The following is a 22502-nucleotide window of genomic DNA, read 5'->3' as shown; positions in this document are numbered from 1 at the left end:
TTATGACATGCTATAATAGATGAACTATCAGGAGAACATGGTTCTCCATTTTTAATACCGAAAGCGAGATGTGCCCTGTGGAATCTTTGAAAGCTCTTATTGAACAAGTGATCAGTGACCGTACGTTAATTACGGCGACGCTGAGTCAACTGCGCAGCAAAGGCGAAGTCGCCTACAACAAGGTGGTAATCAAACCTGTTGAGTTAAAAGGCAAGCTGCATTATCAGTTCGCCTACTATATTGGACCAAAGGTGGAGCATCGCAACATCCCGGCCGAAGAGGCTGCCGAAGAGATGACTCTGCTACTCCGAGAGACCTTCCGCCAAGGGCTGATCTGTACCATAGAAGCCGATTATCAAGTGCTGATTAGCAAGAAGTACAAGGTCTCCATTCTGACGAAGTCCCCAACCAAGCAGGAAAAGCCGGACCTGGCCCATAACCGCCGCAAGCGTTATGTCCTGGAGGACGGGAAGCCGGTACCATTCCTCGTCGAGCTGGGGATCATGAACAGTGAAGGCAAGGTGTTGGCGAAAAAATACGACAAGTTCCGGCAGATCAATCGCTTCCTGGAAATGGTGGAGGATGTACTGGCCGATCTGCCAACCGGACGTCCGCTGACAATCGTGGATTTTGGCTGCGGCAAATCATATTTGACCTTCGCGTTATATCATTATTTGAAGGTGCGCGAGAAACGCGAGCTGAACATTGTTGGTCTGGATCTGAAAGTCGATGTTATCGCACATTGCAGCGAGCTTGCTGCAAAGCTGGGATACGATCAGCTTCGTTTCCTGGTAGGCGATATCGCCAAGTACGACGAACTAGAACAAGTCGATATGGTCGTCACACTCCATGCCTGTGATACCGCGACGGATGCTGCGCTTGAAAAAGCTGTTCGTTGGGGCGCTTCAGTCATCCTCTCCGTACCTTGCTGCCAGCATGAGCTGTTCGCACAGGTCGAGAATGAAGTGCTGAATCCGCTGCTGTCGCACGGCATTCTGAAGGAACGATTCTCTGCGCTGGCGACAGATGCTATTCGTGCCAAACTGCTGGACCTTCTCGGCTACCGGAGTCAGCTTTTGGAGTTTATCGACCTGGAGCATACGCCGAAGAACATCTTGATCCGTGCTGTCCGCAGTGCTGGAGGCGATAATGCTGCCAAATGGCGCGAGTATACCGCCTTCCGCGATTTCCTTGGCGCCAAGCCGTATCTGGAACGCGCATGTGCAGATTTGCTGCCGTCAGAGGCGTAGGAAGCTGCGTCTCCAAGTCGTAATAGTTGACAATGACGGACTACCTCTTGCCAAGATCATAAGTTCGAATGATATCGTTTTGAAAATGGACGGGCCGTACACTATAGATTACAGCGACATTGTGTTGAGCGTTAACGGGGCAAATGCCATAAGGTTCAACGATATTGTGTTGAAATAAAGTGACCATAGACCATAAGCTCCAACGAAATTGTGTTGAGCATAAAACTGGTCACACCATAAGTTCCAGCGACATTTCGTTGAGCATAAACAGTCTCAATCGTGTCCGCAATCGTTGAGCTCAACCTAAAAATGACCTCAGAATCCACGCTTCAGTGGAGGACGAGGTCATTTTTTGTAGCAAAATTCCGGCTCAATGTTATAATCAGCGCCAGCTAAAGCAACTTCAAATAAGCAACTTCATCATAGAGCTTCATCAGAACAACTTCATGGAGTTAACTTTATGGAACTAACCATATAGTAGGTTGGAGCTCATTAATGAGAGCTACCGGACTGTATAGCCGTTATTTGCCGCATAAAGTTGCTTTGGAGATGTAGTGGACTCAGATGACGCTATTTCCTTCTAGACAGCGGTATTTGGACAGTATTTCTCGCCATAGCGCCTTTGGAGTCCGTTAGCTTCCTGATTGGTTGGATCTATAAGCAATAAGGTCTCTGGAGTCCGTTTCTTGACGAAGCAAGCACTGATTATGAGAGGAATCCCAGATTCCAAAACAAAAAAATCTATCGAATATAAAATTTATATCGAAAGGATTGCGATATCCCTTTTGTATAAAAGCTAGGCTGGGAATACTGGTGAGCATCATGTAGTACAGGGGACTTTCCAAATGTTCAATAATCAACACAAAATTTCAGTGCAAACCACGTTCTTATATCTGTGTGCAGCAATGGTCGTAGCTGCAGGAATAGCAGCATGTCTGCTACGAGGATTTTTTTTCACGCGAGAAATCTATTTTTTTCTGACCGTATGGTTTGTGTTGTGCTGCTTGCTTCTTTTGCTGAAGCTAGTGTTATTAGAGAGAGGTAGGAGCAGAGCCAATAATCGGGCAATGATCTACATTGTGCTTTCCAGCCCTATTATTATTCTTTGCCTTTACGTCATTCATTGGCTGCGTGGTCCGTTGTCGGCACAGGCCAATCTTGATGAAATACTGCGCTGGGCGCTGTACGGTAGTTTTGCTCTGATTGCCTACAACAGCGCGGACAGCAAGGGCGCTACCCAGATTTTGACTGCTGGTTGGCATGGACTTGGTTTGACACTATGTCTTAGCGCATTGCTCCCACTATGCACTAGCTTGACGCTTCCCTTTAATGTAGCCTATACCAGCACCCCGGATGTCAGTGTAACAGGTGCACGGCTCGCTGGCCTGCTGCAATATCCCAACACCTTTGGTGCGGTCATGGCAGTTTTTTTGCTGGAGCGACTCTTTGCAGTCGCGGGGGGGTATGGAAGTGCAGAAAGTGGAGAGGCGCTACTAAGGCAGCAGCGGCGGCTGTGGCAACTCCCGTGTACCGCCAAGTTGCAGCGCCAGTGGGGGCAATTCTCGCATGCCCCCAAGTTGCGGCGTCAACGTCAGCAATTCCCGTACGCCGCCAGGTTGCTGCGCCAGCTGCCGCTATTCCCGTACGCCGCCGCGCTGCTGCTCAGCGAGTCGCGCGGCGCATGGCTGGCGGCGGCTTGCGCATGCGCCGCCGCTCTGGCATTGAAGCGGCGGCTGATCGCGCCGCTTCTGCTCACAGGCGCCGCGCCCGTGGCTAGCGCGGCGCTGTTCTACCGCCAATTGGCCGCTGCCGGCCTGGCGGTAAAGCCCTTGCCCGGCCTGCTGCTGCTGGCCGGGTGCTGGGCCGGCGCTGTGCTAGCCGGCCTGTGGCTGGAGCGCCGCTGGCACAGCGCGGCGCAAGGGACCCGGGCCGCGCTGCTGGCACTCGCGGCCGCGGGCTGGACGGCGGGGGGAACCGCCGTCCTGACGTACATGAGCGCGCGTATCACCGGACCGTCGTCCACGGTCGCCGCGCGCGGCCTGTTGTACCGCGATGCCCTGCGCCTCGCGGGTGAAGCCCCTTGGCTGGGGCGCGGGGGCGGAACGTGGCGAAATATGTATCTCGCCATTCAGTCCCGTCCCTATGTTGGCAGCCAGACCCATAACGGCTACCTGGATCTACTGCTGAACCTAGGCGTTGTCGGTTTGGCAGTGGTTCTGGTCATGCTGCTGGCTGCTGCATATTCTCTAAGAGCGGCACCGCATCTGCTGGCACCATTTCTGGTCCTGGTTCTGCACAGTGCCGTTGATTTTGACTGGAGCTATGGCTTGGTCTGGCTGCTGCTCTTCTGGTTGCTGGCGTTGGCTGTTTCCCCAAGAAGAGAACCGGCCGCCTCGTTGTGTCCAATGTCATACAGCCCGATTCAAAGGCATTCCCGCTGGATAGCAGGGGGATTAGTGTGTATTTTGCTCTTGATATTAGGAGTCAGCTCATTCCGGGCAGACCGGGGCGCATTATTATATCGTGCAGCGCTCAACGCGCCTGGGCCTGCGGAGAAGGTCAGCCTGTTGAAACGATCCATGAACTGGAACCCGTGGTCTTCCGAGACGTGGCTTGAGCTTTCAAGGCTGGTACCAGATGGACAGCGCGAAGCTGTATTACAAGCGGGTCTCCAGGGATCACAGCACCATGCAGGATTGAACTGGGAAATGGCAGAGCTATACATGAGGAGAAGTCAGCCGCGAACTGCGGTATATTGGATTCGCAAAGCCCTGGGGACGGATACGTATAACTATTTCAAATGGACTAAGGCTGTAGAAGGAGTATGGGAGTTGGGACGTAACAGATTTCAGTCCGGGGACAAAGAAGAAGCTGTCCGGATCGCCAACTCCGGTATGGAATTGCTGCGGGAATACAGATTGCTTGAATTGAATAGTGGAGGAAAGGGGAATGATCGACATTTCCGAATGACCGCGCAAGCTGAGGTGGCAGGTCAGAAGCTGCAATGGCTGTTGACAAAAGGTCAGCAAGTCGCTCGGAAGAACCCTCTGTATCCGTAATCGACTAGTTTAGCGTCAACACTCGGATTTTATCCTGTGATGCAGAAAAGAAGCAAAAGCAGCAACAATCCTAAAGGGTAGACGTACAATTCACATCTTGGATCGCTGCTGCTTTGAATTTTTGTTTACACGCTATATAAGACTATATATGAGGAAATTAAGATCTAAATGTAAGGACTGGATTTAGGGATCGGTTGTCACTATGGTGATTGACTGGACTTCCAGACGATTTAGGCCTTCAGCCGCTGCGCCATCATCCACGAATAAACGACGGGAACGAGAGTGGACAGCACCAAAGCTATCACAATCACTACTGTGTTCCATATTCCCCCCGTAAATATGGATCCAATCATCAGAAGTCCGCCAATCATCCAGAGACCGCCTGCGAAACGATGTGTTTTGCGCCATACCTCGGGATTATGCAGTGTCCATGGGGTGCGAATGCCAATGAAGTAGTTATCTTTGACCTGGGGCATATAATTTCCTATAACGATAAAGAGAACCCCGATCGCACCTACTGCAATTTTGCCTACAGGAAGATTGATGTTGAGCCCGTACATGATGACCAGGACAAAAATAAAATCGAACAATAGGGCCATGGCCAGACGTGTCATAGCATAGGCATTTTCAAATTTTGCATAATTTTCTCTTCGCGGATCAATGCTGCGTATAAAATGCATTAGCAGTGGAAAGAGCAAGCCCAGCGCCCCCAGGCAGGCTATAGCCGAATTCTTGCTCCAATATCGGTTAACCTCTCCCGTAACTCCGAATTGGGCCGGAAGCTGGTCCGGCAGGGCATTGTAATTGAATAGGGCAAAACCAATTGAGGCTAGACCCAACACTACAATAAGGGTATCCTGCCATTTCCATTTGATGTTTCTCATCTTCCATCCTCCTTAGTAGCGTGATTACTCTTGCTTCTTGGATTTTTGTCGGATTTCTGTGCGTTTTCCTGCTTGCCCGTCCCCGTCATCTCCAGCAGCCAGCCAACCACCTCATCGAGAACAGTGGTGTTCAGACTATACAGAATGAATTGGCCCTGGCGCTCATCCTGCACGAGCCCAGCGTGTTTAAGGGCGTTAAGATGATGCGAGATGCTGGGCTTCGAGACGTTAAAATAATCGGCTATCTCACCGGCTGTCCTATTCTTCTCCCGCAACAGCCGAATGATTTGGCGGCGGGTAGGATCGGCCAGTGCTTTGAAGGATTCATTCATGTCTACCCAACCTTTCGATATTTAAATAATTATCTAAATATATAATAGCAATAAATTTCCTGTTCCGTCAATGATCCTATCGTCTATTTTGCAGAATTCCCCGTCATGTCCATAATGTATTGTGGAGATACATTTTCCTGTAAGTAGAAGTTGTATCCTTCCATATGCTAGAATAGGCTAAGAGAAGACTGGCTACATAGAGCATAGCGACGCAGTGAGCCCTGCCGCCTATGCAAATAAACGGAGGAGGAGCGCCTACATGCATTACATCTCTGAGCTGATCTCGAATCTTTTTGAATGGATCCAGAGTCTTGGCTATTTCGGGATTATGATCGGCTTAATGATGGAAGTTATTCCTAGTGAAATTGTTCTAGCTTACGGAGGATATCTTGTTTGGACAGGGGATATTAATTATTTCGGTGCAGTGGTATTCGGAACAATCGGGGGCGTTATTGCCCAGATTTTCGTATACTGGATCGGTCGTTACGGCGGCAGACCTGTACTGGAGAAGTACGGAAAGTACATTTTTATCTCCAAAAAGCACATTGATCACTCCGAAGAGTGGTTCAACAAATATGGGACAGGCGTTATTTTCACAGCTCGGTTCATTCCGGTTGTACGTCATGCCATATCCGTACCTGCCGGAATCACCCGGATGCCACTGGGCAAGTTCACCCTGCTTACTACACTTGCCGTTATCCCATGGAGTGCATTATTCGTGTACTTAGGTATGACTTTAGGTGACAAGTGGAAGAACATTGATGAAGTGGCTTCGAAGTATACTCACGAAATTATTCTAGGCGCTATTGCCCTTATTGTTATTTATTTTGTAATCAAGTGGTACCAATCCAAGAAGAAGAGAGGGAATGCAGCATGAAGCAAAATGTAGCTCCTAAATTTGGTCAAGGACTCACGCCCCGTCAATTCGTTGAGGGCATGACCCGCAATCAGCAGGATTTCGAAGCCTGGTATGAGAAGTTTACCTGGGAAGACGAGAGCGACCGGGAATTTTTCGAGAGCCTCAATCACCGTGATGATTTGCGTGTACTCATTCTGGCAGCGGACTGGTGCGGCGATGTTGTGCGCAATGTTCCAGTTGTATTCCATATCCTTGAGACCGCAGGAATCAAGACAGAAGTGCTTATTTTAGAAGAAAATCAGGATTTGATGGACAACTTCCTGACCATGGGCGGTCGTTCGGTTCCAATCGTTATCTTCGCCGATACCGGCGGCTATGTACTTGGACATTGGGGACCTCGTCCTGAGCATGTACAACGTCTGATGAGAGAGTTTAAGCAGGAGAATCCTGACCGCGAAGCTGCTGATTATGACAGCAAAATCGGGGATGTCCGCAAGGCAATGGGTCAAGCCTACGGGGAAGGAACGGAATCCCACGCCATTATCGCTAAAGAGCTGCGTGGCCTGATTTCCGGTTTCTAAGAGTCATGCTTAATATTCGTTCATTTACGCTTGGCCCGCTTCAGACCAATGCTTATCTGCTTACGGGGGCTGATCCAGCACGGGGCATCATTATCGACCCTGGTATGAATCCTGCTGCACTGGTGCGAAGCATAGAGGGGATGGAGATTGAAGCCATTCTGCTGACACATGCCCATTTTGACCATATGGGCGGTGTGGATGAAATCCGCAAGCTGAAGAACTGCCCAGTCTATCTGCATCCTCTGGAGAGTCAGTGGCTGGAGAGTCCCAAGCTGAACGGTTCCCTGATGTGGCCGAATCTGTCCGCTCCTTTAACTACAGCTCCGGCGGAATATGATCTTGGTGAAGGCCAAGTTTTGGACTTTATTGGACATACTTTCCGTGTCTTCCACACCCCGGGGCATTCTCCCGGCAGCGTTAGCTTCCTGTGTGGAGATGACCTGTTCTCCGGTGATGTGCTGTTCAAGCTGGGAGTAGGGCGTACGGATCTAACCGGTGGCCGGGAACGGGATTTGTTTGATTCTATTCGGGGCAAGCTCTACCGGCTGGATGGAGAGGTTAAGGTCTATCCGGGTCACGGCTCACGGACAACAATCGGGTTCGAGCGCGAGCACAACCCATACGTATCTTTATAGTCTACCGTCCCAGAAGTACCGACAAAAATCGGGGAAATACAGATGGACAAGGGACTACAAAGTTGGTACAATATTGTTAATTAAATGTAATATTTACCTCGCGAAGCACGCAGACTGTGGAATAATCCCGGTTTGCGTGTTTTTTTGTCTACATATGGATTTGAATTTCATTTACATGCTAGGGAGGACTTGGAGTGAAGGATGATATATCGGGGCACTTGGATTACGGATCCACCCAATCTCAAGGTACATACGAGCACTTATGCAGCAAGAATTGCCGCTTTTTTTCGGAGTGTCCGGAGAAAGGCGGCTTTTGTTCATTTATGGAGTACAGACAGCATGTAGGGGAAGAAAAGGCTGTTGTTATGCCTGAGGATTTGGTTAGGGAGGCCTGTTTGAGTAGAAGCTACGAAAGTGCTCATGGAGGAAATCTTACGGATCGTCGTCGTGGGAGAGAAACGTTATTCTGGTGTTTTCCTGCCGGGAAAGGCTCCATCCAGCCTTGGCGGCGCAAGCTTTGGGAGTACCAGAATAAAATATGAATCGCTGATTGAACGATGTCTCCTAGATAATCGTATTATACATGAATCAATTTCATAATGCGGATTTCAATCCGATTAGGTGCGATATCTAGTTATACCTAAACCATGTATAACTAGATATCCATGATTAGACGCTCACTTATGGATTTATGAAAATGATTCACTTGCTGACAACTTTTATGGAGGGAAGGGCCCATGGACGATCCAATGAAGGAAAGGGTACGGCAGGCTCAGCAGGGTGATGTTTCATCACTGGCGGTGCTTCTCCGTGAACATTATACCTTTCTTTACAAGTATTTGATCAAAGTGACCATGGACCCTTTGCTGGCGGAGGAAATTGCTCAGGATACCATGGTCAGATGCATGGAGAAAATCCGGGCTTACAATGGCTCCTCATCCTTTTCCTCCTGGCTGATTACGATTGCGACTCGGCTGTATATTGACCGAAAACGACGCTGGAAACGTGAGGAGCAATGGAAGCGGGAGGAGCAGGGTATTCGCTCCATTCGCTGGCAGTTTGAGAGCAAGGATGAGGAATGGAGTGACGTGCTGGATGCATTATCCAGACTGCCTTCCGCTCAGCGGATAGCGGTCCTGCTGAAACATTATTACGGTTACAGTTATGAGGAGATCGGAGAGATTTTGCAGATTCCTGCTGGCACAGTCAAATCACGGGTAGCTTATGGCCTGAATCAATTACGGAAGGAGCTGAGAGAAGACAATGAATAAGGATGCCGGGCAGGAGGAGGCGCTATTGCACAAACTTACTGAGGAGATGGATCGCCTGGATGAGCAGTATGATATTCCCCTTCCATCCCTCAGAGCGCTGGAATCTTTAATTGTGGCAGAGGAACAATCAAGACGAAAGAAGGCTCGCAAGGAAAGGTTGCTATTCTGCATCGTCTCAGTGATTCTGCTCAGCTCTACATTAACTTTACTTGGCTATGTGCCAGTAATCTATCTGACTCTTCAAGGAATTATACCGCTAGCCGCATTAGTAGTTCTGACTGTATCACGCTTCCGGCGCTGGAAAGAAGGTGCCAGGGAATGAACGAACTGCAGGATGTGCCGTTATGGGTATGGATCGTTATCGCCATTTGTTTATTTTTGCAAGGGAACTTGTTGTTTCGGGATGCAAAACGAAGAGGCAAGAAGGCCTGGTTCTGGGGATTATGGGGGATTACCGGGTTTCCCACGCCCACGGTTGTTTATCTGCTGTTCGTTATTTTGCCTGAATCCAGAAGACGAAGAGCCAATAGAAAGTAACAATGAAGGAGAGTGGGTTATGGAGAATGTGAATTGGGGGCTTATACTACCGCTTGTGGTGCTGCAAGTCCTACTTGCGGTCATCGGTTTAATTTCACTTTGGAAGGCGGAGAGTGTCCGGGGGCCCAAATGGCTCTGGATCATCATTCTTGTAGCCGGGAGTTTGTTCGGCAGTATAGCCTATTTCACGGTCGGTAGGAGGGAGGCATGATGCAGCCGTTGCTTCAAGTCTCTAATTTGCAAAAAAACTACGGCAGCCACCTCTCTGTTGGCGGGATCAGCTTTGAGATTGCCCAAGGAAGCTGTGTCGCGCTGCTCGGACCCAATGGTGCCGGGAAGACAACGACGCTGCGCATGATAGCCGGACTGCTCCCGCCATCAGCGGGAAGCATTGCCTTTGCAGGGAGTTACCAAGGAGGAGATTTTCGGCGGGAACTGGGATATCTACCCCAATCGCCAGCTTTTTATGGCTGGATGAGTGGGCAGGAATACGTTGTTTTTGCTGCTAAGCTCAGTGGAATGAACGGGAAGGAAGCCGTAAGCAAGGCTAAGACGGCCTTGGAACGGGTGGGGCTGACAGCCGCCGCACGCCGCCGCATCGCCGGGTACTCTGGTGGGATGAAGCAGCGCTTGGGTTTGGCACAGGCGCTTGTGCACCATCCCCGCCTACTGCTGCTAGATGAGCCGGTATCGGCACTTGATCCCATTGGTCGACGGGAGGTCATGGAACTGCTGCGTGAAATTCGGGAAGAGACAACCATCGTTTTTTCCACACATGTGCTACACGACGCAGAAGAAGTGTGCGATGAAATTATAGTGATGAAGGACGGATTGATTGCAGAGCAGGGGGCATTGTCCATGCTGCGTTCCAAGTACAGTCAGCCAGTCATTACGGTTCGTACAGAGAAGAATGCAGAGGCTATCCAGTGGTTAAACTCTGTTGCCTCTAAGCCCTTTATATTAGAGGCACGGCTTAATGGAGAACACGCTGTGTTCAATGTGGACAATTTGGAGCAAGCACGCGGTGCCATTCTGAAGGAAGCTGCCTCTTTGGATATCCCTCTTCTGCAATTCGAAGCAGGTTCTTCCACGCTTGAGGATATGTTCATGAAGGTGGTCGGGGGATGAGAAATACCTGGATTGTTTATCAAAAAGAAATGTTGGAAGCAGTTCGGACTTATAAACTAATCTGGATACCTGTGGTCTTTATTCTGCTGGGAGCCATGCAGCCTATAATAACCTACTATATGCCGGATATTTTGCAGGCATCGAACAATGTCCCTCAAGGGATTTTGGAAGGCTATGTCATGCCAGGTGCAGGTGCGGTGATGTCCCAGGCGCTGGGGCAATACAGTACGATCGGAATCCTGGTACTGGTACTGGCGGCCATGAACAGCTTGTCCGGAGAACGGTACAACGGAAGTGTTGAGCTTGTGTTATCCAGACCTTTGTCACCTACTGGATTTGTAATTGCCAAGTGGATTGGGTTGTTTACACTACTGTTGCTTGCGCTTGGCCTGGGTGTAGCTAGTGCACTCTATTATACTGAGCAGTTGATAGGGACTCTCCCCTGGATGGATGTCGTGGCTGCAACAGCACTTTATGGACTATGGCTGTTATGTGCCCTTTCACTCACCTTGCTGTTCAGTGCTTTTTTGCGTGCATCTGCCGCTGCATTCCTGTCACTTCTGTCGTCCGCAGGAATGGCGCTTGCCAACAGCCTGATGCCATCATGGTTTGATTGGACGCCAGCGGCTCTCCCCGGACTGTCTACCCAGCTTCTTTCTGCAGGAAGGAAAGCCACTACGGTGGACTTAAGTCCTTGTTTGTCAGCAGTGCTGCTCATTCTCCTTTGCTTTGCTGGTGCTTCCATATTGATGGGGAGGAATAAATTGCCGAAATGAAGGTGAAGCCACTTTATCCGCGACTTTTTTCCAATCCCGAAGCATATTATGGAAAAAGAGCTTGAACGCTTCCTCCTTCCGCTAGACAGCTCTATTATTTTTTAGTAGACTGTTGAAATAAGTAAAATCATCATAGATTTTGGGCCAGGAGGTAGGGCGATGCTGCGTTTAGGAGAGAAGATTGTCATTGTCGCGGACGCTTTCGAGCAGGGTCTTCCTATCGGGGACTACGGCTACCTGATTGCTTACGATCGCAATCCCGATAATGCGTTTGATTATGTCATTCGAGTTCCCCAGGCGAACAGGAATTTTTATGTTCCGGCAGAGGACATTGAAGCAGAAGAAGTTTTGCTGACCGTCGAAGCCGAGCGGGCGACGCATGAAGCGTTGATCGATTATGCCTTGTCCACGCACAATGAGAAGCTGTTCCATTATTTAATGAACGGCGATGTGGCCGATGCGGAAGAGATAGAGACTACAACCAAAGAGAGTCTGTCCCAGGCGGAATTCATTAAGCAAGTGAATCTCCGGGCTTGGATTTAAGAAGGGCCGGCGCAAGCCGGCTTTTTTAACATGCCTGAGGCACAGTACAAGCACATTGAATTGTCCAGGCTTCTACAATATAATTAAAAACGTTATCCGGGCGCTTTAGCCCTTTAATCAGGAGGGATGTTTGTTATGAGCATTACTGTCAAAGATGTGCAGCATGTGGCCAAGCTGGCTCGCCTGCAGTTAAGCCCGGAAGAAGAGGCAACCTTTACCGAACAAATGAATGCCATTTTACAATATGCAGAGAAACTCAATGAGTTGGATACAGAAAATGTACACCCAACCACTCACGTGCTTCAGGTAAGCAATGTCATGCGTGATGATGTTGTGAAGGAGAGTTTGTCTCAGGAAGAGGCGCTGCTTAATGCGCCAGATCAGGAAGACGGACAATTCAAAGTACCAGCCGTACTGGAATAACTACACCTATTTAAGAAGGAGGAAGAATCTTGAGCCTGTTTCAATATCGTTTGCCCGAAGTACATAACATGCTGAACAACAAAGAGATCTCTGTCAGTGAGCTGACTGAAGAATCGTTGTCCGCCATCGCTGAGCGTGATGCGCGCGTGCATGCTTTTTTGACGTTAAATGAAGAGGGGGCACGTGCTGCAGCACGCTCTCTGGATGACAAACTAGCTTCCGGGGCGGCACGTGGTCTGCTGTTTGGTCTCCCTGCGGGGATTAAGGACAACATTTCTACCAAGGGATTGCGTACAACTTGTGCCAGCCAATTCCTGAACAATTTCCAACCGGTCTATGATGCTACAGTAGCCGACAAACTGCGTCAGGCTGATGCTGTAACCATCGGCAAGCTGAACATGGACGAGTTCGCTATGGGCGGCTCCAATGAGAACTCAAGCTTTGGTGCTGTACGCAATCCGTGGGATCTTGAGCGTGTTCCTGGCGGTTCCAGCGGTGGCTCCGCAGCTGCTGTTGCAGCTGGCGAAGTATTCTTCGCGCTGGGCTCCGACACTGGTGGTTCCATCCGCCAACCCGCTTCTTATTGCGGCGTAGTGGGTCTTAAACCGACCTATGGCCTCGTATCCCGGTATGGCTTGGTGGCTTTCGCCTCCTCGCTGGATCAGATTGGCCCGATTACTCGCAATGTGGAGGATTCCGCATATGTGCTGCAAGCTATCGCTGGCTATGATGCCAAGGATTCCACATCCGCCAAAGTAGATATTCCAGATTATTTAAGCGCGCTTACTGGCGATGTATCCGGACTGCGTATTGCAGTACCGAAGGAGTATCTGGGTGAAGGCGTTGATGCTTCTGTTCGCGAGCCGGTTTTGGCAGCACTCAAAGTGTTGGAAAGCTTGGGAGCTACCTGGGATGAAGTATCCTTGCCGCATACCGAATATGCGGTTGCTACCTATTATCTGCTGGCTTCGTCGGAGGCATCCTCCAACCTGGCCCGTTTTGACGGTGTCCGTTATGGTGTTCGTGCGGATGATGGCAGCGGCCTGCTCGACCTTTACCACAACTCGCGTAGCCTTGGCTTTGGACCAGAGGTGAAGCGCCGGATTATGCTGGGTACCTATGCGCTCAGTTCAGGTTACTACGATGCTTATTATCTGAAAGCTCAGAAGGTAAGAACTCTGATTAAACAAGACTTCGATGAAATCTTCCAGAAATACGATGTTGTGATTGGGCCAACTGCGCCTACAACAGCCTTTAAGCTGGGTTCGCAGACCGAAGATCCACTGACTATGTATTTGAACGATATTTTGACTATTCCTGTAAGTCTGGCTGGTATTCCGGCTGTCAGCGTTCCTTGCGGTTTTGCTGAAGGACTCCCAGTGGGTCTGCAAATTATCGGTAAGGAATTTGATGAAAGCACTGTACTGCGTGTCGCACACGCATTTGAACAAAATACAGATCATCATAAGCAGCGTCCACAGCTTTAATCGGATTTTGAAGCTAGATTGGACTTGAAAATATACAAGAAGGGGAAAGTGGCGTAGGGGAATTTTGGAACTGTAGGAGCGAGAGCGTCCGCCTTTGTCTGCGGATTTCTACCGCTAATAGCGGTTAAAATCAAGAAATCTGCAGACAACAGCGGCCGAAAGTCCAAACATTCTCTGGAGTCACGGCTCATCCCATAGTAGAAAAATCACAAGTTCAATCTATATAGTGAAGAATAGGCTCACAAAACTTTTAAGGGAATGAGATAACTTATGTCTAAATATGAAACGGTTATCGGGCTGGAAGTCCATGTGGAGCTTCATACAAAGTCCAAAATCTTTTGCGGCTGTTCCACTGAATTCGGTGCTCCGCCTAATACACACACATGCCCAGTCTGCCTGGGCCATCCCGGTGTTCTGCCGGTACTGAACCGCCAAGCGGTGGAATATGCAATGAAGGCGGCAATGGCGCTGAATTGTACCATCGGTGACGTTAGCAAGTTTGACCGCAAAAACTATTTTTATCCTGATTCGCCGAAGGCTTATCAGATTTCCCAGTTCGATCAGCCAATCGGTCTGAACGGCTGGATTGATATTGAAGTGAACGGGGAGACCAAGCGGATTGGCATCACCCGTCTGCATCTGGAGGAAGACGCTGGTAAGCTGACACACGTAGATGGCGGTTATGCTTCATTGGTCGATTTCAACCGGGTCGGTACGCCGCTGATTGAAATTGTCTCTGAGCCGGAGCTAAGATCGCCGGAAGAAGCACGAGCTTATCTAGAGAAGATTCGGGCGATCATGCAATACTGCGATGTATCCGATGTGAAGATGGAAGAGGGCTCGATGCGTTGTGATGCGAATATCAGCTTGCGTCCATACGGACAAGCTGAGTTTGGTATCCGGGCCGAGCTGAAGAACATGAACTCCTTCCGTGGTGTACTGCGTGGATTGGAGTATGAGGAATACCGTCAGGCTGAGATTCTCGACGACGGCGGTGTGGTTGTACAGGAGACGCGTCGTTGGGATGAAGCACAAGGCAAGACCTTGTCCATGCGTGGTAAGGAAGAGGCGCATGATTACCGCTACTTCCCAGACCCGGATCTAATTGTGCTGCACATTGATGAGGAATGGAGAGAATCCATCCGCGCGGGTATCCCGGAGCTTCCCGATGCACGGAAAGTCCGTTACAGTGAGGAATTTGGACTCCCGGCTTACGATGCTGGTGTGATCACTTCATCCAAGCTGCTGGCTGATTTCTTTGAGGGAAGTCTGGCCTATACCCAGGATGCCAAGGCTGTAGCCAACTGGATCATGGGTGACTTGCTGGCTTATTTGAACAGCAACAATCTGGAGCTGTCCCAAGTGAAGATCACCCCTCAGGGGCTCGGCGAGATGATTGGCCTCATTGCGGCTGGAACTATCAGCAGCAAGATTGCCAAGACTGTCTTCAAGGAGATGCTGGAATCCGGCAAATTGCCAGGCGTTATCGTTGAAGAGAAGGGTCTTGTGCAGATCAGCGATGAGGGAGCCATTAAAGGAATCGTCGAAGCCGTTGTTGCAGCCAATCCGCAGTCCGTAGAGGATTACAAGGCGGGCAAGCAAAAAGCGATCGGCTTCCTGGTTGGCCAGGTAATGAAAGAAAGTAAAGGCAAAGCGAATCCGGGCCTTGTTAACAAATTGCTGGCTGAGGTTTTGAATAACTAATGTACTTGTAGCGATATATAACTTGGGGCTTGTCGGCAACGGCAGGCCCTTCGCGGCATATAAGGGGACGGCGGGAATGAATATAACAAGACTTGATCTTCAGGATGAGATGACTGTTGATGATCTGTGGAGCCTCCAGCACAAGGCTTACCGTTTGGAAGCGGAGCTTATCGGGTTTCACGAAATTCCTCCACTAATGGAGACGAGGGAGATGCTTAGACGCTCCCCGGAGGTTTTTTACGGCTGTCATGACCATGCCTATGAGCTGATGGGTGCAGTTGCTGTTGAAGAAGAATCACCTGGCAAGCTGACGATTACCCGGATGATGGTGAACCCGGGGCATTTCCGTAAGGGAGTTGCCGGTGCGCTTTTAGAGTACGTATTTGGAAAATACAGCGAGATGGAGCAGTTCATCGTCTCCACTGGCAAACTGAACTTTCCTGCAGTTGCTTTGTATACGAAGCATGGATTTGTTCAGGTGGGAGTAGAAGAAGTGGTTCCCGGTGTTGAACTGGTCGAATTTTATCGGAGGGGTCACGTTTGAAGTGGGACAAGCAATCTTGGCGAGAGGAGGAGCCTGGAATGACAGACAAGCCGGAGTTCGTGCCCGAAGAAGAGCAGGGCGAAATGGATATGCAAGAGTCACTTCAGGATGATGATCAGCCTAAAATAATTCCGCCGCGGCCCAAACGGCGCAGACGTAAGCTTAAGTTTATTGCGGGCTTGCTGGCGGCGATTATTCCTGGGTCCGGGCATATCTATTTCGGGCTGCTCCGTAAAGGGATTTCGTTTATTTTTGCTATTCTTTTAGATATCTCTGCACTAATATACTTCTCCTCAATAGGCATGCAGATTAATGTGCCGTTGCTTATCCTGCTGGGGCTACTGATCCCTGTTCTTTATTTCTATAATGTATACGATGTGCTGCAATCTGCAGATCGGATTTTACGATTTCCGGTAGAACAAGACCCCGGACTTGCCCCAGTACCATCCAAACGCCGGACCTTTGTTACCGAACCGGGCCTATCCTTTGGCCTGATGCTGTTATTCGGCGGGGCACTACTCTTCCTTTTCCGACAGAAACCCCCATGGTTACAGTATTTCATTGAGCATTATGCGGAGGCTACTATCGCTATAGTTTTAGTAGGCGCAGGCTTGCTGATGGGGATTAGGGAGATTGCCAATGGCACTGATCGGTGGAGACGGAAGGAGCGCCGCAAGCGTCGTGTCGGAAGATATACAGCTGTCGCTCTGCTTGTTAGTGTCGGTATCCTTCTTTTCCTCGACTGGAAAGAAGGGACGGAACGGATGCTGCTTCTGCTGAAGTGGTGGCCGCTGATCCCTGTACTTTGGGGTGTGGAGTACCTGGTGATATATGTTGTTGCCCGCCGTGTGAACGCTGAGCATGCTGCAAGAGCGAGGCTTGATCTTAGAGGCTTGTTGTCTGCCATTGTACTGGCGGCGAGTGTCTTTCTTGTAGCGGAGCAGGGTCATTATCTGCATCTATGGAACCGTGTAAGCTTAAATTTGACCGCTGCTGCCGTTGATTACGGGGAAGCAGAAGGAAGGCAATTTGAGAAGCCAACGCTAATTGTACCGGTTGAACTTAATACCGCGAAAATTTCTATAGACGGGATCAACGGAGATATTCTATTGCACCGTGCACCAGTCCAGAATATTGAGATCAATACTACTGTATGGGTGGATCAATTGGAAGGCGCAGTGGCTGAAGCAATATCCGAGCAGTCCTTTGTGGATGTAGCGGTAGGCCCCAACATCAAAATCACCCCCAAAAGCAAAGCATACGGCGATTCGGGAAAACGTCAACCGCGGATGAACCTGGACATATCACTTCCTGAGGACCGGCGGTTTGACATCGAAGTCCGCACCATGAACGGTGGCATAACGCTCCAGAATGTAGAAGCGATCAAGGACATTTCCCTGGAGACGGGCAACGGTCAATTGATTCTTCACCGAATCTACGGCGATGTCAAAGGGAAAACGCTGAATGGCGCGGTCCGTGCCAGAGGGGTGCAGGGCAGCGTGGATTTGACGACGAACGGTGGCGACATGAATGCCTGGGATGTGAATGGGGCCTTGAAGCTGTCGACGGTAGTTGGTAACATCAGCGCCATGAACAGTAATGACAATATTGATCTTACCAGCAAGAACGGAAATCTGGAGATTGATGGTGCACCGCTGAAGCTGCATGCAGAATCCCTGAATGGAGGTATCATTGTCCGTTCACCTTTGGTTGGCGGGGACTGGGATATTTACAGCGCAGTGGGTGATATCAGCTTGTATCTCCCCGAGTCTGGAGATTACCAGCTGAGTGGCTCCAGCGGTTATGGAGATATCATCTCGGATTTGCCAGGACTGGTTATAGACAAGAAAACAATCTCCGGAGAAGCGGGAATGGCAGAATTCAAGCTGCATGTGGAAGGAAACAGCAATCTAAATGTGAGGAAATATTGAATTAAGTAATTTTTCTTATATAATAATAAATATAATGTACAGACCACATTGACAATATTGAAAGAGCGGTCTTACAATTGTAAATATACTTTTACAGAAGTTTTTTAATTTAAAGGCGGTGGCAATTATGGGTAGTGGCGTACAACATGCATTGGAACAATTAAAAACAACCGGTGTCCGTATTACACCCCAGCGACATGCAATACTTACGTATTTGATGGAAGCGATGAATCATCCGACGGCGGACGATATTTATCGGGCGCTGGAGCCTAAGTTTCCAAGCATGAGCGTGGCAACCGTATATAATAATCTCAAAATGTTTATGGAAGCCGGCATGGTTCGTGAATTGACCTACGGCGATAATTCCAGCAGGTTCGATGCCAATGTCTCCGATCATTATCATGTGATCTGTCAGACATGCGGCAAGATAGAGGATTTCAGTTATCCGCCGCTTCATGATGTGGAGCATCGTGCAGCAGAGGAGACGGGATTCAGAATTACAGGACTGCGTATGGAGCTTTATGGAGTATGTGAAGAGTGTAATGACAAGAAGATCCAGCAATAGAATTACAGGCAGCTGAATAGTAAAAGGCGGGAAAGCATGGCGCTTCGGATGATCCGGGAGACCTATGGCCTGTCTGTTCATAACGTGTGGAGTCCGGTCAACGGAAGCTGCACGTTTTATTTTTTATATCATTTTTACAGAATGAGGGAGGTATGCCAGCAGTTTTTGAAACAAAACAGGCATTTAACGCGTATACTTAAAGGCAGTGTTAACCGTATTTATCAATAATTCAAAAATGCTATAGTTGGAGGATGCATCTTGGACAGAAGACATGGACAAAGACATGTTAAAAAACGCGGAAGCCTTTTTCGCCGCTTACTTGGGCTCTTGATTGTCGTGGCTGCAGCTTACTGGGTGATCTTTTATATAATGCCGAACCGGCAGCATGTTGACCCTGATTGGAAGGGGCTGGAGAGACCTGTATTCGTCAAAGGAGAGCTGACAGGATACTCTGCCACTGGAACTGGAGATGGCCTTCTTTTACCGCTGCCGCTGCTTCAGGAGTATGTAGATTCGTCTATCCGCTATGAAGCGGCCACGAAATCAGTGATCCTTTCCACAGGTAATGAACTTCTTTATATGCAGGAGAATAAGACAGATGCCAGTCTCAATAACAAGCCCCTGCAGCTTCGGCTCGCCCCGGAAGTGAAGGATGGTGTGACCTATCTGCCAACGACTACACTTGAGGATCTGTACGGGTTTGAAGTTCAGGAGGACAAGGATACCGGTGCTGTCTTGTTGATGAGTGCAGGAGAATCGGTTCCGCTTGGAAAAGTGAAGGGTAAAGTAGGGGGCAAAACAGTTGCCATGCGTACGGAAGCCACGATTCACGCCCCAATTGTAGCGGACATGCCTCCCGGCACTTCGGTGAGAATCTGGAAAGAAGCCGAGGAGGGCTGGCTGTATGTGCAGCTGGACAGCGGCTATTCGGGGTATGCCAAGACGAGCGACATTATCCCTGATGGTGATAAAACCGTTGAGCTGAAGCCCGTAGTTCCTTCAAGAGCCGAGCGTAGCTGGAAGGGTAAGCCTGTTAACCTCATCTGGGAAGCTGTCTATGAACGCAAGCCAGACCCGAATGCAATCGGCAAGCTGCCGGGAGTAAATGTGGTCAGTCCAACATGGTTCCGGATTGTGGATACTGATGGCAATGTTCGCAGTCAGGCGGATAGCGCGTATGTACAGTGGGCTCATGCTCAGGGGATGGAGGTATGGGGACTGCTCAGCAATAGCTTTGAGGCTGATCTGACAACGGAGGCTTTGTCCACTTATGAGAAGCGGATGAGGACGATCGTGCAGATGCTGGAATATGCAGATCTATACAATCTTGACGGGATCAATATTGATTTTGAGAATGTGTATACGAAGGACGGAGAGAACGTTACGCAGTTTATGCGCGAACTGAAGCCGATGGCGCAAGCCAAAAATCTCATCGTATCTATAGACGTCACCCCCAAATCGAATAGTGAAATGTGGTCGTTGTTCCTCGATCGCCGAGCCCTGGGGCCGCTTACGGATTTCCTGATCGTGATGGCGTATGATGAACATTGGGCAGCCAGTCCCAAAGCAGGATCTGTAGCTTCACTTCCATGGGTCAAGAATGCGATGAATCGTATTATCAATGAAGATGAGGTACCTCCTGAGAAGCTGATTCTTGGGGTGCCTCTGTATACACGTATCTGGACCGAGAAACCGGTTGATGGCAAGACGAAGGTTAGTTCCAAGGCAGTGAGCATGAATACAGTGGACAAGATCATTAATGAAAAGAAGTTGAAACCAACCCTGGATGCGAGTGCAGGGCAGAATTATGTAGAGTACAAGGAGGAAGGCGTTCTGCGCAAAATATGGATCGAGGATAAGACTTCGTTGCAGGCTAGAGTGGAACTTGCCCAGTCCCTCGGACTTGGAGGCATTGGTTCTTGGAACCGCAGCTTTGCTAATCAGTCGGCCTGGGAAGCTTTGCAAGGAATTCATAAGTAATATTTTATAAAAATGATCTAAAAAGGGACTCCGCTTTTTCGGAAGTCCCTTTTTCTATGCATATCTAGTTGGAGTATCGTTCAGATGAGCCTTCACGCATTTCTAATTCTGATTAAGCTGCTGTTGCTTAAGCTGTTCTGCAGTAATATTCGCCTGGTTTGGGTCCAGCGTGAGAATGGTGTGACAGAACATACAGCGGTCGGTTTTGCCGAGCATTTTGGTGAGCTTATGACATTCCGGGCATTCTAGCTGCACAGCGCTTGTAGAGAGCATGCCAGCCCAGAAATAGATGGCCATACTGGCCACCATCGAAATTAAACCGATTACAAGCCCAATTCCGGCAAATACTTTACCGGCAGGGCCCCAGAATACAATTCCGGCAGTCCCCAAAATCATTAGTCCCATTCCAAGCATTGTGAGCAAAAGTCCCCATGTACGGAAAGCGTTGATTTTGGCCGATTTGAATTTCATGAGTATTAACTCCTAACCTAAATATAGTTCGGTTGACCAGAAGGAACTAACTTGGATATGTAGAATTACATTACTAAGTAAATTATACCTGAATTATAACTGAATTGACGCAAAATCGCCAAATTTGATGGAGGGAAGTATGGAACTGTCCAATTTGACTTTGTTAAGTGGAGAAACGTTTGATGATAGTGTTCTCGGCGCTGTGGCATTTCGGCGGAAGGGGAATGCTCCTTTTCAGAGCGCGCTGCTTCACGATTTTGATATGGTCGTGCTTATGCTACATGAAGGGCAGGAGAAGGAACGTCTGGTTAGTCAGACAATTGCCGGTGAGAGACGCACCCATTCGCTCCACGTAGGTATGTCTGCTCTCGAACGGGCGGTTATGGCGGGCGATAACAATGAACTGCTTACTAGTCTAATGTCGGGAGAGATAATCTGGGATCCGAAGGGTATCCTTGAGGATATGCGTCAGGAAATCACTCGATTTTCGGCACCACTTAAGGATCGGGTACTGTTAATGGAGTTCGCCCGCTTTTTGCATATGTATGTGAAGGCCAAGCGCTATATGGATGCTGCATGTATTATGGATGCTTACAATTGCATATTGATGGCTTTGTATCATTGGGCACGCATTGAAGTGAGCGAAAGTGGCAGTTTTCCCGAGCCTGCTGTATGGGATCAGGTCAAAAAAATGAACACACCTGTTCATAAGCTGTATGAGGAACTCACTGTAAGCACAGAGACGCTGGAACAAAGAGTGGAGCTGATCTTGTTAGCTTGTGATTTCTCAATTATGTCGAAGATGGTGGATTGTTGTAGTCTACTCCTCTCCATTTTGCAGAGTCGCAAGGAGCCATGGGGCATCGCGGAACTCCTTCAGCAGTCAGGACTGAAACCACTGGAAGCTGAACTTCCGCTTGTTCTACGTAAACTAGCCTCCCGTTCACTCCTTCGAGAGATCACCTCCTGGGGTGAAGCTAATCCTGGGGAAGGTCATGCTGTTCGCTATACTGTATAGAGATAAGAAGAAGCACACCGCTACAACATACTATAGATAAAAGCTGTGGGTAGGGAGAGGCGAAGCACTCTCTTTTTTTGTTTGGTTGTAGCTTATAAATGGGAAATACGAAGTAAGAGAAAATTTATAGTTGACTCATCGTATGAAGATGTGATAAATTATAACTCGTCCCTCTGAGACAGAGATTTGTTGAAAAACAATCGATGAACAACCTGAAAAAAGAAATTAAAAAAAGGGTTGACGAAAACGAGGACAGCATGGTATAGTATAAGAGTTGCTGCTGAGACATTAAGCGGACAACGAGAACAGCTTGATCTTTGAAAACTGAACAACGAGTGAGTATCGAATTCACGCAAGTGAATTCACAAATGAGAATTTAATTCTCGTCAGATGTTTCAAAATGAGCAATCGCTCTTTCTAAATACCAATTTGGAGAGTTTGATCCTGGCTCAGGACGAACGCTGGCGGCGTGCCTAATACATGCAAGTCGAGCGGGGTTGATTTGAAAGCTTGCTTTCAAATCA

24 protein-coding genes and 1 rRNA gene are annotated in these 22502 nt (G+C 49.0%); 22 read left to right on the top strand and 3 right to left on the bottom strand.

What is annotated here, in order from left to right:
- Positions 1–68 precede the first annotated feature (68 nt).
- Together ACFORK_RS24495 and ACFORK_RS24490 are read left to right on the top strand one after the other, a co-directional pair.
- Positions 69–1250 carry a class I SAM-dependent methyltransferase gene (locus tag ACFORK_RS24495; protein ID WP_379204035.1) on the top strand — a complete coding sequence of 394 codons (1182 nt, stop codon included), beginning with the start codon at positions 69–71 and terminating at the stop codon, positions 1248–1250.
- Between the two features lie 1067 nt (positions 1251–2317).
- Positions 2318–4309: an O-antigen ligase family protein gene (locus tag ACFORK_RS24490; protein ID WP_379204033.1), complete on the top strand. Its 1992-nt coding sequence runs from the start codon at positions 2318–2320 to the stop codon at positions 4307–4309.
- A gap of 230 nt (positions 4310–4539) precedes the next feature.
- Here ACFORK_RS24490 and ACFORK_RS24485 read toward each other — a convergent pair whose 3' ends face one another.
- The gene (locus tag ACFORK_RS24485; RefSeq protein WP_379204031.1) at positions 4540–5193 is read right to left on the bottom strand and encodes an SdpI family protein; all 654 of its coding nucleotides are present in this window, start codon (positions 5191–5193) and stop codon (positions 4540–4542) included.
- On the bottom strand, positions 5190–5525 hold the full coding sequence (locus ACFORK_RS24480) for an autorepressor SdpR family transcription factor (RefSeq protein ID WP_379204029.1): 336 nt from the start codon (positions 5523–5525) through the stop codon (positions 5190–5192). Before ACFORK_RS24480 ends, ACFORK_RS24485 begins: the two co-directional genes overlap by 4 nt.
- A 259-nt stretch (positions 5526–5784) precedes the next feature.
- Between ACFORK_RS24480 and uptA the strand changes: the two genes are divergently transcribed.
- The 18 genes from uptA (at position 5785) to ACFORK_RS24390 (ending at position 20489) form a co-directional block, all read left to right on the top strand.
- Complete coding sequence (gene uptA / locus ACFORK_RS24475; protein WP_379204027.1) at positions 5785–6402, top strand: undecaprenyl phosphate transporter UptA; 618 nt, start codon at positions 5785–5787, stop codon at positions 6400–6402.
- Positions 6399–6965 carry a thioredoxin family protein gene (locus ACFORK_RS24470; RefSeq protein WP_379204025.1) on the top strand — a complete coding sequence of 189 codons (567 nt, stop codon included), beginning with the start codon at positions 6399–6401 and terminating at the stop codon, positions 6963–6965. The genes uptA and ACFORK_RS24470 overlap by 4 nt, the downstream gene beginning before the upstream one ends.
- 5 nt (positions 6966–6970) lie before the next feature.
- Positions 6971–7600: an MBL fold metallo-hydrolase gene (locus tag ACFORK_RS24465; RefSeq protein ID WP_379204022.1), complete on the top strand. Its 630-nt coding sequence runs from the start codon at positions 6971–6973 to the stop codon at positions 7598–7600.
- A 395-nt stretch (positions 7601–7995) separates the two neighbouring features.
- Complete coding sequence (locus ACFORK_RS24460) at positions 7996–8142, top strand: hypothetical protein (RefSeq protein ID WP_379204020.1); 147 nt, start codon at positions 7996–7998, stop codon at positions 8140–8142.
- 195 nt (positions 8143–8337) lie between these two features.
- Positions 8338–8871, top strand: coding sequence for an RNA polymerase sigma factor SigY (sigY, locus tag ACFORK_RS24455; RefSeq protein WP_379204018.1), 534 nt, complete (start codon positions 8338–8340; stop codon positions 8869–8871).
- 25 nt (positions 8872–8896) lie between these two features.
- Positions 8897–9193: a YxlC family protein gene (locus ACFORK_RS24450; protein ID WP_379204016.1), complete on the top strand. Its 297-nt coding sequence runs from the start codon at positions 8897–8899 to the stop codon at positions 9191–9193.
- Positions 9190–9408 (top strand): hypothetical protein, encoded by a 219-nt coding sequence (locus tag ACFORK_RS24445; protein ID WP_379204014.1) that lies wholly within the window; start codon positions 9190–9192, stop codon positions 9406–9408. Before ACFORK_RS24450 ends, ACFORK_RS24445 begins: the two co-directional genes overlap by 4 nt.
- 19 nt (positions 9409–9427) lie before the next feature.
- Complete coding sequence (locus ACFORK_RS24440; RefSeq protein WP_379204012.1) at positions 9428–9619, top strand: PLDc N-terminal domain-containing protein; 192 nt, start codon at positions 9428–9430, stop codon at positions 9617–9619.
- Entirely contained in the window at positions 9616–10536 is a 921-nt protein-coding gene (locus tag ACFORK_RS24435; protein WP_379204010.1) for an ABC transporter ATP-binding protein, read from the top strand. Before ACFORK_RS24440 ends, ACFORK_RS24435 begins: the two co-directional genes overlap by 4 nt.
- On the top strand, positions 10533–11312 hold the full coding sequence (locus ACFORK_RS24430) for an ABC transporter permease subunit (protein ID WP_379204008.1): 780 nt from the start codon (positions 10533–10535) through the stop codon (positions 11310–11312). The genes ACFORK_RS24435 and ACFORK_RS24430 overlap by 4 nt, the downstream gene beginning before the upstream one ends.
- Positions 11313–11471: 159 nt before the next feature.
- Positions 11472–11855 (top strand): ATPase, encoded by a 384-nt coding sequence (locus ACFORK_RS24425; protein WP_379204006.1) that lies wholly within the window; start codon positions 11472–11474, stop codon positions 11853–11855.
- A gap of 135 nt (positions 11856–11990) precedes the next feature.
- The gene (gene gatC, locus ACFORK_RS24420) at positions 11991–12278 is read left to right on the top strand and encodes an Asp-tRNA(Asn)/Glu-tRNA(Gln) amidotransferase subunit GatC (RefSeq protein WP_379204004.1); all 288 of its coding nucleotides are present in this window, start codon (positions 11991–11993) and stop codon (positions 12276–12278) included.
- 29 nt (positions 12279–12307) lie between these two features.
- The gene (gene gatA / locus ACFORK_RS24415; protein WP_379204002.1) at positions 12308–13765 is read left to right on the top strand and encodes an Asp-tRNA(Asn)/Glu-tRNA(Gln) amidotransferase subunit GatA; all 1458 of its coding nucleotides are present in this window, start codon (positions 12308–12310) and stop codon (positions 13763–13765) included.
- A gap of 270 nt (positions 13766–14035) precedes the next feature.
- A complete protein-coding gene (gene gatB / locus ACFORK_RS24410) occupies positions 14036–15469 on the top strand; it encodes an Asp-tRNA(Asn)/Glu-tRNA(Gln) amidotransferase subunit GatB (RefSeq protein ID WP_379204000.1) in 1434 nt (477 codons plus the stop codon).
- Between the two features lie 76 nt (positions 15470–15545).
- Entirely contained in the window at positions 15546–16013 is a 468-nt protein-coding gene (locus tag ACFORK_RS24405; RefSeq protein WP_379203998.1) for a GNAT family N-acetyltransferase, read from the top strand.
- Positions 16014–16051: 38 nt separating this feature from the next.
- Positions 16052–17944 carry a DUF4097 family beta strand repeat-containing protein gene (locus tag ACFORK_RS24400; RefSeq protein WP_379203996.1) on the top strand — a complete coding sequence of 631 codons (1893 nt, stop codon included), beginning with the start codon at positions 16052–16054 and terminating at the stop codon, positions 17942–17944.
- A gap of 127 nt (positions 17945–18071) precedes the next feature.
- Positions 18072–18509: a peroxide-responsive transcriptional repressor PerR gene (gene perR, locus ACFORK_RS24395; protein WP_066365765.1), complete on the top strand. Its 438-nt coding sequence runs from the start codon at positions 18072–18074 to the stop codon at positions 18507–18509.
- A gap of 258 nt (positions 18510–18767) precedes the next feature.
- Positions 18768–20489, top strand: coding sequence for a glycosyl hydrolase family 18 protein (locus tag ACFORK_RS24390; protein ID WP_379203993.1), 1722 nt, complete (start codon positions 18768–18770; stop codon positions 20487–20489).
- A gap of 102 nt (positions 20490–20591) precedes the next feature.
- Here the strand turns inward: ACFORK_RS24390 and ACFORK_RS24385 are convergent, their stop codons facing one another.
- Positions 20592–20960 carry a DUF2614 family zinc ribbon-containing protein gene (locus ACFORK_RS24385; RefSeq protein WP_379203991.1) on the bottom strand — a complete coding sequence of 123 codons (369 nt, stop codon included), beginning with the start codon at positions 20958–20960 and terminating at the stop codon, positions 20592–20594.
- Positions 20961–21099: 139 nt separating this feature from the next.
- Between ACFORK_RS24385 and ACFORK_RS24380 the strand changes: the two genes are divergently transcribed.
- Together ACFORK_RS24380 and ACFORK_RS24375 are read left to right on the top strand one after the other, a co-directional pair.
- Positions 21100–21978 (top strand): nucleotidyltransferase-like protein, encoded by an 879-nt coding sequence (locus ACFORK_RS24380; protein WP_379203989.1) that lies wholly within the window; start codon positions 21100–21102, stop codon positions 21976–21978.
- Between the two features lie 426 nt (positions 21979–22404).
- A 16S ribosomal RNA gene (locus ACFORK_RS24375) occupies positions 22405–22502 on the top strand; the annotation flags it as partial.

The organism is Paenibacillus sp. GCM10012306 (assembly GCF_042649265.1).
In the GTDB taxonomy this organism is placed as follows: domain Bacteria; phylum Bacillota; class Bacilli; order Paenibacillales; family Paenibacillaceae; genus Paenibacillus_AQ.
Note: the sequence above shows the minus strand (reverse complement) of the source record. Positions and strands in the feature narration are given on the sequence as shown.

Coding starts and splice junctions, on each gene's coding strand:
- sigY (WP_379204018.1), top strand. CDS start 8,338: ATGGACGATCCAATGAAGGAAAGGGTACGGCAGGCTCAGCAGGGTGAT.
- ACFORK_RS24400 (WP_379203996.1), top strand. CDS start 16,052: ATGACAGACAAGCCGGAGTTCGTGCCCGAAGAAGAGCAGGGCGAAATG.
- ACFORK_RS24490 (WP_379204033.1), top strand. CDS start 2,318: ATGATCTACATTGTGCTTTCCAGCCCTATTATTATTCTTTGCCTTTAC.
- ACFORK_RS24405 (WP_379203998.1), top strand. CDS start 15,546: ATGAATATAACAAGACTTGATCTTCAGGATGAGATGACTGTTGATGAT.
- ACFORK_RS24430 (WP_379204008.1), top strand. CDS start 10,533: ATGAGAAATACCTGGATTGTTTATCAAAAAGAAATGTTGGAAGCAGTT.
- perR (WP_066365765.1), top strand. CDS start 18,072: ATGGGTAGTGGCGTACAACATGCATTGGAACAATTAAAAACAACCGGT.
- gatB (WP_379204000.1), top strand. CDS start 14,036: ATGTCTAAATATGAAACGGTTATCGGGCTGGAAGTCCATGTGGAGCTT.
- ACFORK_RS24480 (WP_379204029.1), bottom strand. CDS start 5,525: ATGAATGAATCCTTCAAAGCACTGGCCGATCCTACCCGCCGCCAAATC.
- ACFORK_RS24465 (WP_379204022.1), top strand. CDS start 6,971: ATGCTTAATATTCGTTCATTTACGCTTGGCCCGCTTCAGACCAATGCT.
- gatC (WP_379204004.1), top strand. CDS start 11,991: ATGAGCATTACTGTCAAAGATGTGCAGCATGTGGCCAAGCTGGCTCGC.
- uptA (WP_379204027.1), top strand. CDS start 5,785: ATGCATTACATCTCTGAGCTGATCTCGAATCTTTTTGAATGGATCCAG.
- ACFORK_RS24470 (WP_379204025.1), top strand. CDS start 6,399: ATGAAGCAAAATGTAGCTCCTAAATTTGGTCAAGGACTCACGCCCCGT.
- ACFORK_RS24440 (WP_379204012.1), top strand. CDS start 9,428: ATGGAGAATGTGAATTGGGGGCTTATACTACCGCTTGTGGTGCTGCAA.
- ACFORK_RS24380 (WP_379203989.1), top strand. CDS start 21,100: ATGGAACTGTCCAATTTGACTTTGTTAAGTGGAGAAACGTTTGATGAT.
- ACFORK_RS24425 (WP_379204006.1), top strand. CDS start 11,472: ATGCTGCGTTTAGGAGAGAAGATTGTCATTGTCGCGGACGCTTTCGAG.
- ACFORK_RS24435 (WP_379204010.1), top strand. CDS start 9,616: ATGATGCAGCCGTTGCTTCAAGTCTCTAATTTGCAAAAAAACTACGGC.
- ACFORK_RS24495 (WP_379204035.1), top strand. CDS start 69: ATGTGCCCTGTGGAATCTTTGAAAGCTCTTATTGAACAAGTGATCAGT.
- ACFORK_RS24445 (WP_379204014.1), top strand. CDS start 9,190: ATGAACGAACTGCAGGATGTGCCGTTATGGGTATGGATCGTTATCGCC.
- ACFORK_RS24385 (WP_379203991.1), bottom strand. CDS start 20,960: ATGAAATTCAAATCGGCCAAAATCAACGCTTTCCGTACATGGGGACTT.
- ACFORK_RS24485 (WP_379204031.1), bottom strand. CDS start 5,193: ATGAGAAACATCAAATGGAAATGGCAGGATACCCTTATTGTAGTGTTG.